This window comes from Adlercreutzia aquisgranensis, assembly GCF_943193145.1.
Classification (GTDB): Bacteria; Actinomycetota; Coriobacteriia; order Coriobacteriales; family Eggerthellaceae; genus Xiamenia; species Xiamenia aquisgranensis.
On record NZ_CALPDA010000004.1, the window covers coordinates 71,364 to 87,834 of the forward strand.

Annotated in this window: 17 protein-coding genes and 1 tRNA gene; all 18 read left to right on the forward strand. The window is 67.1% G+C overall.

Annotation, left to right across the window (positions count from 1 at the left end):
- The first annotated feature begins 41 nt into the window (after positions 1 to 41).
- The 18 genes from NFR41_RS03290 (at position 42) to NFR41_RS03375 (ending at position 16,462) form a co-directional block, all read left to right on the forward strand.
- On the forward strand, positions 42 to 725 hold the full coding sequence (locus NFR41_RS03290) for a site-2 protease family protein (protein WP_251230703.1): 684 nt from the start codon (positions 42 to 44) through the stop codon (positions 723 to 725).
- Positions 726 to 738: 13 nt separating this feature from the next.
- The gene (locus NFR41_RS03295) at positions 739 to 1,533 is read left to right on the forward strand and encodes a segregation and condensation protein A (RefSeq protein WP_251230704.1); all 795 of its coding nucleotides are present in this window, start codon (positions 739 to 741) and stop codon (positions 1,531 to 1,533) included.
- Positions 1,533 to 2,579, forward strand: coding sequence for an SMC-Scp complex subunit ScpB (scpB, locus tag NFR41_RS03300; RefSeq protein ID WP_251230705.1), 1,047 nt, complete (start codon positions 1,533 to 1,535; stop codon positions 2,577 to 2,579). Before NFR41_RS03295 ends, scpB begins: the two co-directional genes overlap by 1 nt.
- On the forward strand, positions 2,572 to 3,474 hold the full coding sequence (locus NFR41_RS03305; RefSeq protein ID WP_251230706.1) for a pseudouridine synthase: 903 nt from the start codon (positions 2,572 to 2,574) through the stop codon (positions 3,472 to 3,474). The genes scpB and NFR41_RS03305 overlap by 8 nt, the downstream gene beginning before the upstream one ends.
- Before the next feature lie 69 nt (positions 3,475 to 3,543).
- The gene (locus tag NFR41_RS03310) at positions 3,544 to 4,719 is read left to right on the forward strand and encodes a prephenate dehydrogenase/arogenate dehydrogenase family protein (protein ID WP_251230707.1); all 1,176 of its coding nucleotides are present in this window, start codon (positions 3,544 to 3,546) and stop codon (positions 4,717 to 4,719) included.
- On the forward strand, positions 4,709 to 6,070 hold the full coding sequence (gene aroA / locus NFR41_RS03315; RefSeq protein ID WP_160212442.1) for a 3-phosphoshikimate 1-carboxyvinyltransferase: 1,362 nt from the start codon (positions 4,709 to 4,711) through the stop codon (positions 6,068 to 6,070). Before NFR41_RS03310 ends, aroA begins: the two co-directional genes overlap by 11 nt.
- Positions 6,067 to 6,765, forward strand: coding sequence for a (d)CMP kinase (cmk, locus tag NFR41_RS03320; protein ID WP_251230708.1), 699 nt, complete (start codon positions 6,067 to 6,069; stop codon positions 6,763 to 6,765). Before aroA ends, cmk begins: the two co-directional genes overlap by 4 nt.
- Before the next feature lies 1 nt (position 6,766).
- Positions 6,767 to 7,603: a lysophospholipid acyltransferase family protein gene (locus NFR41_RS03325; protein ID WP_251230709.1), complete on the forward strand. Its 837-nt coding sequence runs from the start codon at positions 6,767 to 6,769 to the stop codon at positions 7,601 to 7,603.
- Between the two features lie 14 nt (positions 7,604 to 7,617).
- Positions 7,618 to 8,460 (forward strand): 4-hydroxy-3-methylbut-2-enyl diphosphate reductase, encoded by an 843-nt coding sequence (ispH, locus tag NFR41_RS03330; RefSeq protein ID WP_160212445.1) that lies wholly within the window; start codon positions 7,618 to 7,620, stop codon positions 8,458 to 8,460.
- A 3-nt stretch (positions 8,461 to 8,463) separates the two neighbouring features.
- On the forward strand, positions 8,464 to 9,951 hold the full coding sequence (locus tag NFR41_RS03335) for a DUF512 domain-containing protein (RefSeq protein ID WP_160212446.1): 1,488 nt from the start codon (positions 8,464 to 8,466) through the stop codon (positions 9,949 to 9,951).
- A 13-nt stretch (positions 9,952 to 9,964) separates the two neighbouring features.
- Entirely contained in the window at positions 9,965 to 11,281 is a 1,317-nt protein-coding gene (der, locus tag NFR41_RS03340) for a ribosome biogenesis GTPase Der (RefSeq protein WP_160212447.1), read from the forward strand.
- Between the two features lie 12 nt (positions 11,282 to 11,293).
- Positions 11,294 to 11,965: a glycerol-3-phosphate acyltransferase gene (locus tag NFR41_RS03345; RefSeq protein ID WP_251230710.1), complete on the forward strand. Its 672-nt coding sequence runs from the start codon at positions 11,294 to 11,296 to the stop codon at positions 11,963 to 11,965.
- 45 nt (positions 11,966 to 12,010) lie between these two features.
- Entirely contained in the window at positions 12,011 to 13,006 is a 996-nt protein-coding gene (locus NFR41_RS03350) for an NAD(P)H-dependent glycerol-3-phosphate dehydrogenase (RefSeq protein ID WP_251230711.1), read from the forward strand.
- 503 nt (positions 13,007 to 13,509) lie between these two features.
- Positions 13,510 to 13,959, forward strand: coding sequence for a hypothetical protein (locus NFR41_RS03355; RefSeq protein WP_160307534.1), 450 nt, complete (start codon positions 13,510 to 13,512; stop codon positions 13,957 to 13,959).
- A gap of 105 nt (positions 13,960 to 14,064) precedes the next feature.
- Positions 14,065 to 14,138: transfer RNA gene (locus tag NFR41_RS03360), tRNA-Gly, on the forward strand.
- A 258-nt stretch (positions 14,139 to 14,396) separates the two neighbouring features.
- Positions 14,397 to 14,867 carry a ribosome maturation factor RimP gene (gene rimP / locus NFR41_RS03365; protein ID WP_160212452.1) on the forward strand — a complete coding sequence of 157 codons (471 nt, stop codon included), beginning with the start codon at positions 14,397 to 14,399 and terminating at the stop codon, positions 14,865 to 14,867.
- A 78-nt stretch (positions 14,868 to 14,945) separates the two neighbouring features.
- On the forward strand, positions 14,946 to 16,151 hold the full coding sequence (nusA, locus tag NFR41_RS03370; protein ID WP_160212453.1) for a transcription termination factor NusA: 1,206 nt from the start codon (positions 14,946 to 14,948) through the stop codon (positions 16,149 to 16,151).
- A gap of 2 nt (positions 16,152 to 16,153) precedes the next feature.
- Positions 16,154 to 16,462, forward strand: coding sequence for a YlxR family protein (locus tag NFR41_RS03375; RefSeq protein WP_160212454.1), 309 nt, complete (start codon positions 16,154 to 16,156; stop codon positions 16,460 to 16,462).
- Positions 16,463 to 16,471: the final 9 nt, after the last annotated feature.

Consider the following 16,471-nt stretch of genomic DNA (forward strand, 5'->3'; position numbering starts at 1 on the left):
CCAGCCCTGCGTCTGCGGCGGGATAGGATAGACTGCACCCTATGAGCGAAAACGAGATAGCATACTACGCCTGCTCCATCCTAAGCTTCGTGCCAGCCATCGTGTTTCACGAGGTCATGCACGGCTATGCGGCCTATCGGCTGGGCGACCCCACGGCCAAGCGCGCCGGCAGGCTCTCCCTCAATCCCCTCAAGCACATCGACCCGTTCGGCACCGTGCTCATGCCGCTTATGCTCATGATCATGAACATGCCGGTTTTCGGTTACGCGAAGCCGGTTCCCTACAACCCGTCCTACTTCAAGGATCCGCGCAAGGGCGACCTCATCGTGGGGCTTGCCGGTCCTTCGGCCAACCTCGTCATGGCGATCCTCGGCGCCGTCGTCTACACGGCCATATCCTACCTGGTTCCGTCCTCCGTGCTGGTGTCTAACACGGTCCTGTTCTACTTCTTCACCATGTTCCTGCCCATGTTCAGCCTGATAAACCTCTACCTCATGTTCTTCAATCTGCTGCCCATACCGCCCCTGGACGGCTCCTCCATCTTCGCGTTCTTCCTTCCGGTGAAGTACCTGCCCAAGTACTACCAGGTGCAGCGCTACGCGTTCCCCATCTTCATGGTGGTGGCCATCCTGCTGCCCTACGTCCTGCACGTGAACCCCTTCGGCATCTACCTGGACGCCACGGCGGGCAACCTCTTCGACCTGCTGTTCTCCGCGGCTCGCTGAGCGTGGGACGGTCATGGCCTTCAAGGTTTCCATCGACAGCTTCGAGGGTCCCTTCGACCTGCTGCTGCGGCTGGTGAGCCGCCAGAAGGTGGCCATCGGATCGGTGTCCATATCCCAGATCGCCGACCAGTTCCTGGAGGAGCTCGGGCGCATGGAGCGGCTCGACCTGGACGTGGCCAGCGACTTTCTGCTGGTGGCATCAACGCTTCTGCAGATCAAGGCGGAAAGCCTGCTGCCCAAGCCCGTCTCCGCCGATATGCGGGAGCTCGAGGAGCTTACTGACGAACAGGCCAGGGAGGTGCTCGCCGAGCGGCTGGTTCGCTACAAGCAGTTCAAGAACGCCGCCGCCGCCATGGACGGGATGCTCGACGATGCGCTCAAGCTGCATCCGCGCCCCTTCGGGCCCGACCCGCAGTTCCTGGCGGTGCTGCCGGACTTCCTGCGCCAGACCACGCTCGACGATCTTGGCATGCGGGCGGCGGCCTGCCTGGCCCGGCGCGAGGTGTTTCTGCTGGAATCGGAGCATATCGCCGCAAAGCCCATTCCCCTGGAGAAGTACGTGCGCTCCCTCTATGGCAGAATCGCGCAGGAGAAGCACGCCAGCTTCAGCCAGCTGGTGGGGCCCGATGCGCCCACGGCCATCGTCGTGGTGTCGTTTCTGGCGGTGCTGGAGCTCTTCAAGCGCGACCTGGTCAACGTGGCGCAGCGTCATCCCTTCGGGGACATAACCGTTACCTACGTGGAGCATGACGGGCCCGTCGACCTGGCGTTCGAAGGCGGGTTCACCTCTGCGGGAGAGGAATCGTGATGGACGAGCCTTTGCGGGGAGAGGTTTGGCAGGATGCGGACGGTGCGCCGGCCGAGGCTGCCGAGCTTGCCGCGGCCGGTGACGGGTGCGGCGGGGCGGAAGGCCGCTTCGGCGAGCTGTCGTCGCTCGAGGACCTGATGGGCGCCGTGGAGGCGCTGCTGTTCGTGTCGGATGCGCCCGTGCGCGCTGCGACTTTGCGCGAGATGACGGGCGCGGAAGGCGATGCCGTCGCGTTTGCCCTGGAGACGCTTCAGCAGCGTCGGCGGCTCGACGGCAGCGGGGTGGTGCTGCGCGAGGTGGCCGGCGGCTGGCGCCTGTTCACGAGTCCCGTCTACCATCATCTGGTCGAGCGCTACGTGGTGTCGTGGGATACGCGCAAGCTCTCCCAGGCTGCCCTGGAAACGCTGGCCGTGGTCGCCTACCTGCAGCCGGTTACCAGGGCCCAGGTAGCATCGGTGCGCGGCGTGAACTCCGACAGCCCCGTAAGCTCGCTGGTGGAGAAAGGGCTCGTGCGCGAGGTGGGCGTGGCCGATGCGCCGGGCAACCCCGGCCTGTACGGGACCACGAAGGCGTTCCTGGAACGTTTCGGCCTCGCGAGCGCCGCAGACCTTCCGCCGCTTGAGCTGTACGCCCCCGACGAGGAGACGAGGAAGCTTATCCGCGAGCGGCTCTCCGCTGCCTCCCCGGCTCCCGTCGTCGAAGAGGGTGCGCCTGCCGACGCCGACCTCGGGCTTCCGGAGACGTCCGTCGCCGCTTCTGCAGAGGGCGTGCGAGCTGCGGCTGTTCCGGAGCGGCCGGCGGAACCCCTGGAGCTTCCCGACCTTGCCTCGGCGTCCGAACCGGGCGCCGACCCGCTGGCGGGCTTCGTGTTCTCCGAAGACGACGAGGGCTTCGAGGTGGCCTTGGCCGACGGCGTGCCGGGCTCGTTGCTGGTAGAGGCCCTTACCTCGGGCCTCGGGCTGACCGAGAAAGTGTCGGTCGATACGCTTCCCCGGGAAATGCGCGGTATCTTCGACGAGGCCGATGGGGACGGCGGCGATGAGTAGCGAGGTCGATCTTCCCGCGCAGGCTGCGGCAGGCTTTTGCGGGGAGGCGGAGACGGTGTACCCCATGCGCCTGCAGCGGTTCCTCGCCCGCGCCGGCGTCGCCTCCCGGCGGGGGTCCGAGAACCTGATGACGGCAGGGCGCGTGACGGTCAACGGCGCCGTGGTCACCGAGCTGGGCAGCAAGGTGGACCCGCGCTGCGACGAGGTTGCGGTGGACGGGCTGCCGGTCAAGTGGGGATCGGCCCCTGTCACGCTGATGCTGCACAAGCCCGCCGGGGTGCTCACCACCATGGACGACCCCCGGGGGCGCCCCACCGTGGCCCAGCTGGTCCCCGTGGACCGCTATCCCGGGCTGTACCCGATCGGCCGGTTGGACGGCGACACCACGGGGCTTCTGCTCTTCTCCACCGACGGGCGGTTGGGCCATGGGCTTCTGCATCCGAGCCATCATGTGTCGAAAAGCTATCTTGCCTGCGTGGACGGCGCGCCCTCCGAAGGCGCGCTCGAGCGTTTGCGCGAAGGGGTGCTGCTGGACGACGGCATGACGGCGCCCGCCCGGGCGGAGCTGCTGGCGGGACAGGAGGCCGAGGCGGCCCTAGCGTTGCTGGCCGTGCCCGAAGATGGCGCCCCCTCCGGCACCGGCGAGCGGCGCAGGATGCTGGCGGAGGCGCGCCGCAAGAATCGCTCGGTCGTGCGCCTGGTGCTGAGCGAAGGCAGAAAGCACCAGGTCAAGCGCATGCTTGCTGCGGTCGGGCACCCGGTGCTCGCGCTGCATCGCGAGCGGTTCGGCCCGCTGGGGCTGGGGAGCCTCGCCCAGGGCGACTGGCGAGAGCTTTCAGCCGACGAGCTGTGCGAATTGGAAGGTGCCCTGGCCCACGGGGCGCCTTCCCGATAGGGCGTGCTAGAATATCCGCTCAGCTTGGAACACCTGCTTGCGTTTAGCACGAAGGAAATCGGAACACCCATGGAACCATCTGCTCTCCCCGAATCGGGAAAACGTCGATTCGGGTCCATAGCCATCGTGGGCTTCGGGCTTATCGGCGCCTCCATCGCCCGCGCCGTCCTGAAGGCCGACCCCGATGTGCGCATCCTCGCCGTGGACGCCAGCGCCGACGCCTGCCGCAAGGCTCGGGAGCTGGAAATCGCGCAAATCGCGGTGCTGCCGGGCGACCCGGCGTTCCGTGCGTTCGTGGAGGACGAGGCCGACTTGGTGATTCTGGCGGTCCCCGTGGACGAGGCGCGCACCTACCTGGGCTTGCTCGCACAATGGTCCTTTCAGGGGCTTATCACCGACACCCTTTCGACGAAGACCAGCATCTCGAAGCTTGCCGACGAGGTGCTGCCCTATCCCGAGCGCTACATCCCGGGGCATCCCATGGCCGGTTCCGAGGTGAACGGCATCGAGGGCTCGCGCGCCGATCTGTTCGAGGGGGCACACTGGATCCTATGCCCCGACGAGGCCACCGACCCCGACCTGTTCGCATCGCTTCACGAGCTGGTGACGGGGCTGGGCGCTCGCGTGGTCTCGCTGCCCCGCGCCGACCACGACAACGCAATCGCGGTGGTGAGCCATGTGCCCCACATCGTCGCCTCGTCCCTGGTGCAGCTTGCCAGCCGCCATGCCGACGAGCAGCGCTCCCTCATGCGCCTGGCCGCCGGCGGATTCAAGGACTCCACCCGCATCGCCGCAGGCTCTCCGGAGCTGTGGTGCGGCATCTCCTTCGATAATTGCCAGGCGCTGTCCCAGGGCCTTTCCGAGATGCAGCAGATCATCCAGCAGTTCAAGGACTCTCTTGACGCCGGCGACCGAGCCGGGCTCACCTCGCTTCTGGCCGAGGCGGCCTCGGTGAGGCGCTCGCTTCCCGCCACCTGGGTCCCGTCCACGGAGCGGCTGCTGGAGGTGCGCATTCCCATGACCGACCGTCCGGGCGTGGTGGCCGAGGTCACTACCATCGCCAGCTCCGTCGGCTGCAACATCCAGTCCATCGAGATCGACCACGTCACCGAGTCGAGCGCCGTGCTGTCGCTGGTGCTCACCGACGAAGGGGACGTGGGGCAGCTGTCCTTCAAGCTCATCGACGCGGGCTTCGCCGTGTCGTTCTCGCCGCTTTCCGCAAAGGAGCATGTCCATGTCGGTTGATGCCTCTGTTCGCGAAGACCCCGCCGACCAGGCTGGATCGGTGCGCACCATACGTCCGCTCGGGCGCCCGCTGCAAGGTTCGATCCGGGTTCCGGGCGACAAGTCCCTGTCGCATCGCGCCGTGCTCTTCGGCGCCATGGCCGAGGGGACCACGCGGGTAAGCGGCGTGCTGGACTCCCAGGACGTGCGCTCGTCGGTGGCAGCCGTAACGGCGTTGGGCGCGAAGGCGGACCTAGCCGTCCAGCCCGACGGCAGCCTGGCCGGCACCGTGGAGGGGTGGGGAAGCGCCGGGCCCCGCCAGCCCGACGGCCCCATAGACTGCGGCAATTCCGGCACCACCGCCCGTCTGCTCATGGGGGTGATCGCCCCGTGGGATGTAGAGGTCACCCTCACCGGCGACAGCTCGCTGCAGAGCAGGCCCATGCGCCGGATAACGGCCCCGCTCATGAAGATGGGGGCCGAGTTCTTCCCGGCCGGTCGGGAGCACCTGCCGCTGACCGAGCGCGGATGCGCGTCGCTTGCGCCGCTGCACTACGAGTCGCCCATGGCCTCGGCGCAGTTGAAGTCCGCGATCCTTCTGGCCGGAATCTACGCGCACGGCGAGACGTCGGTGGTGGAGCCGGCTCCCTCGCGCAACCATACGGAGCTGATGCTGCCTCAGTTCGGCGTGCCTACCATGGCCGGCGAGCGCGAGGCGGCCGTCACCGGGCCCGCCACGCCCAGGGCGTGCGCCTTGGACGTACCGGGCGACCCCTCGTCCGCGGCCTTTCTCGTCTGCGCGGCCCTGCTCAAGCCGGAAAGCGCGGTGGAGATCACCGACGTCAGCCTCAATCCCACGCGCATAGGGTTCGTCCGCACCTTGGAGCGCATGGGTGCCGACGTTTCCGTCAGCGTGGTCAAGCATGTGGGCAAGGAGCCGGTGGGCACGATAACCGCCCGCTTCACGGCGCGCTTGCGGGGTTGCGAGGTGCCCGCGAGCAAGATCGCCTCCATCGTCGACGAGATTCCGGTGCTGTCCCTCGTGGCTGCCCATGCTGCGGGAATCACGGTGTTTCGCCAGGTGGGAGAGCTTCGCGTGAAAGAGACCGACCGGCTTCGCGCCGTGATCGAGGGGCTTGCGCTCATGGGCGTGGACGCCTGGGAGGAAGGCGACGACCTGTTCATAGAGGGGCAGCCGGGCCTGCATCCGCCCGCAGGCCTTTCCTTCGACACGGGAGGCGACCATCGCCTCGCCATGACCTGGGCCCTTGCCGGTTTGTGCGGCAACGAGCCCGTGAGCGTGAGGGATTTCGGCTGCGTGTCGGTCAGCTACCCCGGGTTCATCAACGACATCGAAAGGTTGGCGTCATGATCGTAGCCATCGACGGCCCGTCCGGGGCCGGAAAATCCACCGTCGCCAAGGCGGTCGCCCGAAATCTCGGCTATTCCTGCCTCGACACCGGCGCGATGTACCGCGCCGTGGCGTGGCTGGCGCTGCAGGAAGGGGTCGACCTGGCCGACGAGGGGTCCTTGGGGCAGCTGGCGCGCCGCTGCACCATCGAGTTCGGCCACGAGCCGGGCGACCCGCTGCCGCGACGGGTGCTCGTCGACGGCGTCGATGTGACCGACGCCATTCGAACGGCCCAGATCGACAAGGCGGTAAGCCCCGTGTCGGCAGCTCCTTCCGTCCGCGAGGCCATGGTGGCCCAGCAGCAGCGCATCGGGCGCGGCGGCGATTACGTGGTGGAGGGAAGGGACATCGGCACCTGCGTGTTCCCCGAGTCGCCGGCCAAGGTGTTTCTGACCGCCTCGGCCGAGGAGCGGGCGCACCGCCGCGTGCGCCAGAACGTCGACCGCGGCGTGGGGTCCATCGACTACGAGGAAGTGCTCGCCGACATCGTGCGCCGCGACGAGGCTGATTCGTCGCGGGCCACCTCTCCGCTGGTCAAGGCTGACGATGCCGTCGAGATCAACTCGACGGGCACCTACATCGAAGACATCATCGACCGTATCTGCGACCTGGCGCGCCAAGCGCAGGAGCGAGAGCGCTTCGCGACGGAGGCATAGCATGGGCCTGTTCCTCTCGCAGCAGCAGATGTGGGACCGCCCGCTTGGGGGCGCCCAGAAGAAGGGGCAGATACCCCATTGGGCTGGGCTCATCCTGTTCGGCGTGCTGGCGTTTCTGTGCAAGGTGCTGTTCCGCTACCGCGTGGACAACCGGGAGAGTCTGAGGGGCTTCAAGGGGAGGCACGGCGTGGTGGTGGTGGGCAACCACACCTCGTTTCTGGACGTGGTGTTCATGTTCATCGCGGGCATGCCCGGCCAATGGACCCGCTTCATGGGCCGCGACAGCCTGTTCGGGAAGGCCCACGGCTTGCTCGGCTGGATCATCTCGCGGGTGGGGGCCTTCCCCGTTCGCCGCGACAGCGCCGACCGGACCGCCATCAAACGGGCGGCCCGCATGCTGAAGGACGACGAGGTGGTGGGCATCATGCCCGAGGGCACGCGCCGCGGCAAGAGCGGCAAGGCTCCCGAGCTGCATGCCGGCGCGGCCCTGGTGGCCAAGAGGGGCAATGCGCCGCTGCTGCCCATGACCGTGCGCGATGCCGAGAAGGTGAAGCAGAAGGGCCAGCGCCTGCGCTTTCCGAAAGTGACCGTGGAGTACGGCAGCCCGGTGCTTCTGTCGGACTTCGACTTCGTCGAGAAGGCCGACCGTCTGGAGGCTTGCTCGTGGTACGTCATGCGGGAATGCTTCGCGCTGTTTTACCGCACGGCTCCGGAACAGGTTGACATGGCCGAGCTGTTCCCCGATACCCGGGATTACGCGCCGCTGTTCGCCGAGCATCCGATCCCGCGCAGGACCACGGCCGAGGTGCTGGCCTTGCTGGAAGTCGACGCAGCCTAAGGGAGGGGCCGACCATGAAGGTTGTACGAGCCGAGAAGGCAGGGGCCTGCTACGGCGTGCAGCGGGCGCTCGACCTGGCGCAGCACGTCGTCGAGGAGGGCGGGTGCGTCTACACCCTAGGTCCGCTCATCCACAACCCCCAGGTAGTGTCGGAGCTCGAGGCGCGCGGGGCGCGCGTCGTGGCCGGCGTCGACGAGCTTGCAGGGAGGGCCGGCACCGTTGTCATCCGCAGCCACGGGGTCACCCCGGCTACGCGCCGCTCGCTCGAGCGGCTCGACTTTGCGGTGGTGGACGCTACCTGCCCCCACGTGTCGCGGGCCCAGAACGCCGCCGCCGAGCTGGCCTCCCAGGGTTGCCGCGTGGTCGTGGTAGGGGAGGCGGGCCATCCCGAAGTGGAGAGCCTGGTGGCCTACGCCCAGGAGGCCGGCGGCCGCGTGGACGTGGTGGCCGACGCCCGCAGCATCCCCGATGACGTAAGCGATCCGGTGGGGGTGGTGTCCCAGACCACCCAGATGAAGGAAAACCTTTCCTCCGTGGTGGAGGAGCTGAAAAGGCGCGGGCTCGATCCGCAGGTCAAGAACACTATCTGCTCCGCTACCCGTTCGCGGCAGGACTATGCGGCCGCCCTCGGCAGCACCGTGGATGCCATGGTGGTCATCGGCGGGCGCAATTCGTCGAACACCACGCGCCTGTTCGAGATCTGCGAGGCGGCATGCCCTCGCAGCTTCCATGTGGAATCGGCCGACGAGCTGGACCCGGCTTGGTTCTCCGGATGCGCCACCGTGGGCGTGACCGCCGGTGCCTCCACGCCGGAGTCCCAGATCGCCGCCGTATGCGGTCGCCTGGAGGGCTTCTAGGTTATGGCAGTCTACCCGGGCAGGGACATCGAGCGGCAGGCCGTCGCCGACGGACAAGTCGTCCGGTCGCAGGAAGGGCGGCCTGCTTGCCGGGTGCCGCGACCTGCGCGGGCGCGCGTCGTCGCCGTGGCTCCCGGTTCGCCCGCCGACGACGCCGGCTTCACGCCCGGGTGCTTCCTGACCTCCGTCGACGGCCAGCCGCTTCGGGACCTCATCGACTGGCGGTGGCTTTCGGCGGAAGACGAGATCGCCGTGGGATACATCGACGGCGACGGTGAGGAAGGCGTCTGCGAGCTGTGGCGCGAGCCGGGGGAGAGCTGGGGATTCGAATTCGACGGGGTGGTGTTCGACTCGGTGCGCCAGTGTCGCAACGCCTGCTCCTTCTGCTTCATGCGCCAGCTTCCCGCCGATGCGCGCGCTTCCCTTACCCTGCGCGACGACGACTACCGCCTGAGCTTTCTGTGCGGGACCTTCGTCACCTTCACCAACGTTCGCCCCGAGGACGAGCGGCGCATCGTGGAGCAGGCCATATCCCCGCTGCGCTTCTCGCTGCACGTGTCCGACCCCGATGTTCGTCGCGCCATGATAGGGCGCCATGCCCAGCACGGCATCGAGGTGCTGGAACGGCTTCTGGCCCAGGGCATCCAGGTGCACGCGCAGATCGTGCTGGTGCCCGGCGAAAACGACGGGGAGGTGCTGGGGCGCACGCTGGAATGGGCCTACGAGCGCGAGGGCATCCTGGACGTGTGCGTGGTGCCCTTGGGGTACACGAAGCACCAGGGCTTCTTCGCCGAGAGCTTCGACCGGCCCGATGCCGCGCTCGCCGTGCTCGAGCAGCTCGCCCCCTTCCAGCGGCGGGCCTTGGCCGAGCGCGGGCAGGGCTGGGTGTTCGCCGCCGACGAGTTCTACCTGAACGCTTATGGCCGCCATGTGCTGCAAGCGCTGCCCCCCGCCACCTTCTACGGCGACTTCGAGATGTTCGAGGACGGCGTGGGCATTGTGCGCACCTGCGTCGACGGCTGGGAAGAGGCCTGCGCGCAGGGGCTTGACGACCTCCTCTCCCGGAAGGCCGACGCTGCCGGCGTTTCGGTGCGTCTCGTGGCCGGCTTCGCCATGGCGCCCTACTTCGGCGACCTTATCGCCGGCTCCCGCGCCGCCGAGCGCCTGGCGCCGCTTTACGTCGAGAACCGCTACTTCGGAGGAAACGTCGACGTCACGGGGCTGCTGTGCGCCTGCGACGTCGTGGATGCCGTGACCGCGCTCGCTTCGTCCGGCGGTTGCGAGGGGCCTGATTCGGGTCGGACGATCGTGGCCGTCCCCTCCGTCATGTTCAACGACCAGGGCCTCACCCTGGACGGCCGCACGCTTGCGGATATGGAGAAGGCTGCGGGCGAATCGGGGATTCACCTTGTCATGGTATCCTGTTCGCCGACGGAGTTCTTCCCGGACATCATCGCCGCAATCGGGCGCCTCTCGACTGCGGCTTCCTAGAAAGAGGTAGCCCATGACCATGCCCATCGTAGCGGTGGTGGGGCGTCCGAACGTCGGCAAGTCCACGTTCGTGAACCGCATCGCCCAAGTCGACGACGCCATCGTCCACGAAATGCGCGGCGTCACCCGAGACCGCTCCTACCACAACGCCGACTGGAACGGCCTGGAATTCAAGCTCGTCGACACCGGCGGTATCGAGATGGGCGACGACGACGCTTTCCAAGGGTCCATCCGCAGCCAGGCCTTCGCCGGCGCCAACGAGGCCGACGCCATCGTGTTTCTGGTCGATGGGCGCACGGGCATCAACGCCGACGACGAGGAAGTGGCCCGCATCCTGCGAAAGACCAACAAGCCGGTCTTTCTGGTTGTGAACAAGCTCGACCACCCGGGACGCTCCGACGAGATGTGGGAGTTCTACCAGCTGGGCCTGGGCGATCCCTGGCCCATATCGGCCCTGCACGGCCACGGCACGGGGGACTTGCTCGACGAGCTGGTGGCGGTTCTGCGCACCGTGGAGCTGCCGGCCGGCGCCGACGAGGAAGAGGGCATCAACGTCGCCATCATCGGCCGCCCCAACGCCGGCAAGAGCTCGCTTACCAACCAGCTGACCTCGGGCGAGCGCTCCATCGTCTCCGACGTGGCGGGAACCACCCGCGATGCCATCGACACCCATGTGGTCCACGACGGCGTGCCCTACACCATCGTGGACACCGCTGGGCTTCGCCGCAAGAGCCAGATCGACCAGGACGTGGAGTACTACGGGTTCGTGCGCGCCATGCGGGCCATCGACCGCGCCGACGTGGCGCTGCTGGTCATCGACGGCACCTTGGGAATGACCAACGAGGACCAGCGCGTCGCCGGCTACGCCCACGAGCGGGGCTGCGCCATGGTCATCGTGCTGAACAAGTGGGACGCGGTTGACGGTCCCGAGCGCAAGGCCCAGATCCGCGAGCGCATAGCCGATCGCATGACGTTCGTCGGCTATGCGCCGGTAATCGCCATATCGGCGCTCACGGGCAAGAACGTCCACCGCATCTGGGAGGCTGTGGACGCGGCCTACGCAAGCTATTCCAAGACCATTCCCACCTCGGCTCTGAACGGTTGGCTCGCCCAGATCCGGGAGAGCGGGCATACGGTCAGCCAGGGCAAGGCCATCCTGCGCATGAAGTACGTCACGCAGACCGCCTCCTGCCCGCCGCGCTTCACCTTCTTCGTGAACCGGCCCGACTTGGTGACCGACAACTTCGAGCGCTTCCTGGAGAACCGCATGCGGCAGCAGTTCGACCTGACGGGCACCCCTATCGAGCTGCGTTTCAAGAAGAAGGATTAAGGAGCTGTATCTATGACGGGTTTTGCCTGGTGCACCGCGGCCGGCGTGTTCGCGCTGGCGTTTCTCTTGGGGTCCGTGCCCTGGGGCGTCATCGTCTCGAAGCTGTTCTACAAGCGCGACCTGCGCGACTTCGGCAGCGGCAACATCGGCACCACCAACGCCATGCGCACGCTGGGCAAGGTGGGCGGCGCGGCGGTGTTCGTGCTCGATTTCGGCAAGGGGGTGGGCGCCGGGCTCATCGGGTGGGGCATCGCCCAATGGCTGCTGTCGGGTCCCGAGCCGCTGAGCGCCTACCAGACGGTGTCTGTGATGACCGCCACGGCGTTCCTCGGCTGCACCTTCGGCCATATCTTCAGCCCGTGGCTGGGCTTCAAGGGCGGCAAGGGAATCGCGGTGGCCATAGGCTGCCTGTTCGTGACCTTCGGCGCCGTGGGCTCGCTGCTGGAGATTTTGGTGTTCGCCATCCTGGTGCTGACCACGCGCTACGTCTCGGTGGGCTCCATCGCCGCCGCCGCCGCCTGTCCCATCATCGCCACCGTGCCCTTCCACGGCTGCCCCTTCGCCTGGGCGTGCTGCCTGCTGGTGGGCGTCACAGTCATCTGGGCCCACAGGGCCAACATCGTGCGCCTGCGCCGAGGGTGCGAGTCGCGCATCGGCTCCAAGAAGAGCAAGCCCTCGTCGTAGCCGGCGCTCGTCCGTCCTGCTTGCGTACCCGAAAGGGGTGTGACCATGAAAATCGCCGTTATCGGAGCCGGGTCGTGGGGGACGGCCCTGTCAGGCGTGCTTGCCGCAAACGGGCACAACGTGAGCCTGTGGGCGCGCAAGCCGCAGGTGGTCTCGTCCATCAACAAAGACCACGTGAACCCCCGCTATCTGAGCGATTCGGTGCTGCCAGCGTCCATCGTAGCCACCACCTCCTACCGCGATGCCCTGCGCAACGCCCAGGCCGCGGTCGTGGTCACGCCGTCGAAGCTGCTGCGGGGGGTAGCCCAGGCCCTCGACGGGGTAGTGGAGGGCGGCTTTCCCGTGGTCATCTGCTCCAAGGGCGTTGAAGAGGGAAGCGGTCTTCTGCCTGCGCAGATCTTCCATGACGAGCTGGGGGACGCCTGCTCCGTGGCCGTGCTGTCGGGACCCAACCACGCCGAGGAGGTCGTCAAGGGCACTCCGTCGGCCACGGTGGTGGCAAGCGAGGACGCGCAGACGGCCGCCCTCTTCCAGACGCTTTTCGCCAACGACGCCTTCCGGGTGTACACCAGCGACGACGTGACCGGGGTGGAGCTGTGCGCCGCCTTCAAGAACGTGATAGCCATCGCCGTGGGCCTGTCCTACGGGCTCGGCTACGGAGACAATACCGCTGCCATGCTCATGACCCGCGGTCTGGCCGAGATGAGCCGCCTGGTGGAGAGCTGCGGCGGCCAGGCGCTCACGTGCCTGGGGCTGGCCGGCGCGGGCGACCTTATGGTCACCTGCATGTCCCGGCATTCGCGCAACCGGCGCTTCGGCGAGATGCTGGCCCGCGGCGGGTCTCTGCAGGCGTTCAGCGACGAGACCCATATGGTGGCCGAGGGCGCCTACGCATGCCAGAGCCTGGGCGTGCTCTCGGCCGCCTTCGGCGTGGAGCTGCCCATCACCGACGTCATTCGCAGCGTGGTGTGGGACGGGGCAGATCCCAGGCTTTTGGCCCAGGAGCTTTCGGCGCGCCCGCTCAAGCCCGAGTTCTGGTAGGGCTTCCGCAGGCCGGCGGGGAGGGCGGCCCTCGTAACGGCGAAGTGACGGACGCCTTTCGCTCCCGTTACCGATGCCCCGCTGCGCTGGAAAGGCGGGTCCGGGTTGCGTATAGTGCTTGTTGTCGGAAGGGCAAGCGAAGAGAAGAAGACCTTCCGGCGGTACCTGGAAAACCCCATACACCCTGGCCCGTTCTTGCGTCTCTCGTGTGACCCCCCCCTCTCTCTCAAAACCTTCAACGGGCCGTACAGCATGCGCATCTTCCCCTTCTCCTCTATGCGTACTGCTTTGCAGCAGCCCCCGGCTCCCCACCGGGGGTTGCTGCTTTTTCGGGTCCGGGTCCTGCGCGACGGTGCCGTTCGGGAAACGTTCCTGCCACAGCCGGGCGTTCGCGGCGGCCGCTCCCGGTGCTTGTGAGACCATGGTGGCGACGGGGTCGGGCTTTGCGCTTCGGCAAAGGAGCGTTCGCGGCGCGGCACCGATGCTTCTCAAGGAGGTTCGCTATGAAGGACAAGGCTCATATTCGCGTGGCGCTTATCGTCGTCGGATTCCTGGCGGCGATCATCGTCGTCGGCTTTCTGGCCACGAGCAGCTGCTCGAAGGGCGATCCGGCGGTGGAGGAGGGGATGTCTCCCTGGGCCGACGCCGAGACGCTGGAGCGGTGGACCCAGACCACGCTGGACGAGCTGAACGGGCGCGACTACGATGCGCTGGCTGCCGCCTACGCCACCGGCGACGTGACGGCCGAGTACCTGGCCGAGCAGTTCGACGGACCCCTGGATGCGCTGGGGGCCTACGAGGGCGTGACCGACAGCATGTTCGTCCATGGCCAGAGCAACGCCCGCCCCTACACCTGCGTGGTGTGGGACTTGGCCTACGAGAACGGCACCGCCCAGATTCGCGCCAGCTACTTCGAGGACGGCAAGCTGGCCGCCCTTCTGTTCATGTCCTAGCCGGCCCGGCAAAACGGCGTCTTCGCGCTTCCGGGCGCTGCTTAGTGGATAATTCATCGGGTTTGGGGCGGCGTGCGGTAAGTTTGGCTATAATCCCAACGCATCGCGGGCGTAGTTCATTGGTAGAACCTCAGCCTTCCAAGCTGATGAGGCGGGTTCGATTCCCGTCGCCCGCTCCATGAATCCTCGGGAAGTCGGCCTTCGGTCGGCTTCTTTGTGTTTTATATGAGCGCTGCTGGCCAAACGTGGTGGACACGCGCGGCGGCGTTGCGTATAATTCCACTCAGCATTTAGCAATGCGAGCACGGCATGCGCTGCGCGCCATACTTTCGACTTCCGGAAAGTGGGTTCATCCCGCTTTCTTTTTATGTAGGGCGAAAGAGGCTCGCAGGCGCGGCTCGAAGATGACAGCCGCCATGACGACGAAAGGAGGCGCGGTGCTCACAGCGAAGGAGCAGCAGATCTTGGACGCTCTGGAAGGCCGCGCGCAGCAGGAAGGCGTCGAGGTCGTCACGGTGGAGGTCGTGGGCTCCAAGCACGCGCCCATCATCCGCGTGTACATCGACACCGAGGAGGGCGTGAGCTTCGACCAGCTGGCCAGCGCCCAGGCGTGGATCAACCAGATCATGGACCGGCTCGACCCTTTCCCGGGGGCCTACACGCTGGAGGTGTCCTCGCCGGGCATCGACCGGCCGCTGCGCACCTCCGAGCACTTCGCGGCCGCCGTCGGCCAGGCGGTGGCGGTGAAGACCGTCGGCCCCATCGACGGGCGCAGCTCCTGGACCGGCACCGTGTCCGCCGTCGAGGGGGACGTGGTGGTGCTGCAGGTGGACGACGCCCTTGTGCAGATCCCCTTCGACAACGTCAAGAAGGCGCATGTGAAGGGGATCGTGGACTTTAGCGGCTAGCATACTTGCGCCCGGCGCGGCGCGAACGGAAGCGGAAACCGGACGGACGGCATGTTCGCAAGGAAAGGAAAAGACATCGTGGCAACATCGGAACTGATTGAGGCTTTGCAGGCCCTTGCCCATGAGCGCAAGATCGACGAGTTCTACCTCATCGAGCGCCTGGAGCAATCCTTGGCGAAGAGCTACGAGCGCATCCTGGACCTGGAATGGGACGCTCGCGTGACCATTGACCGCCAGAGCGGCAAGATCTACGTCTACGAGCTGGTTCCCCAGGGCGAGTACGACGAGGAGACCGGCGAGTACGAGTCCTACGAGGAGCGCGACGTCACTCCGGCCGACGTGTCCCGCATCGCCGCCCAGAACGCCAAGTCGGTCATCTCCTCCATTGTGCGCGATGCCGGCCGCCAGTCCATCTACCAGGAGTTCTCCGACCGCGTGGGCGATCTGGTCACCGGCACCGTGCTGCAGGGCACGCCCGATTTCACCATCATCAAGATCCGCGACGGCGTGGAGGCCGAGCTTCCCCACTACGACGTGAAGCACTACCCGGGCGAGCGCAACGAGCGTCCGGCGGGCGAGCACTACCGTCATAACCAGCGCCTGAAGGTGCTGATCATCGAGGTGCGCGACCCCAACTCCGACGCGCCCCGCATGCGCGGCGAGCAGGCCCGCCCGGCCATCGTGGTGTCCCGCACGCACCCCGACCTCATCCGCCGGCTCTTCGAGATCGAGGTTCCCGAGATCTACGACGGCCTGGTGGAGGTCAAGTCCATCGCCCGCGAGCCCGGCGCCCGCTCCAAGATCGCCGTGGCCTCCCGCGAGCCGAACCTCGATCCGGTGGGCGCCTGCGTGGGCCCCAAGGGCAGCCGCGTGCGCATGGTGGTCGAGGAGCTGCGCAACGAGCGCGTCGACGTGATCCAGTGGGCCGACGACCCCGCCGTCTACGTGGCCAACGCGCTTTCGCCGGCCAAGGTCAACCGCGTGATCGTGGACGAGGAGAACCACTACGCCACCGTGGTGGTGCCCGACGACCAGCTGTCGCTTGCCATCGGCAAGGAGGGCCAGAACGCCCGCCTGGCGGCCCGCCTGACCGGCTGGCATATCGACATCAAGTCCACCAGCTTCGCCGGGGAGCCCCTCCAGACGGAGAACATCCTCATCGACGAGGAGGACGACGATGCCGACACCTGCGCCTACGTCGGTCCCGACGGGGTGCGCTGCCGCAACCATGCCCGCCCCGGGAGCCGCTTCTGCGGCATCCATGCGGAGATGGGCGGCGAGTAACCATGGATTCGGCGGCTCGGGAGACCAAGGGCGCTGAGCGGGCCATCCGCCAGCGCACCTGCATCGGATGCGGAGCGGTCGCGCAGCGCTCGTCGCTTGCGCGCATCGTGCGCACTCCCGAGGGCGCCGTGTACTGCGACGCCGGCCAGAAGGCGGCCGGGAGGGGCGCTTACGTGTGCAGCTCCCGATGCCTTGCCGGCGCCGTCAAGAAGAGAAAGCTCGACCGGGCGCTCAGAACGACGCTCGCAAGCGACCAGATAGCCACGATCGCGGCCAGCGTCGAAGCCCTTGGGCTCGATGCCCGTAAGTAGAGGAGATGC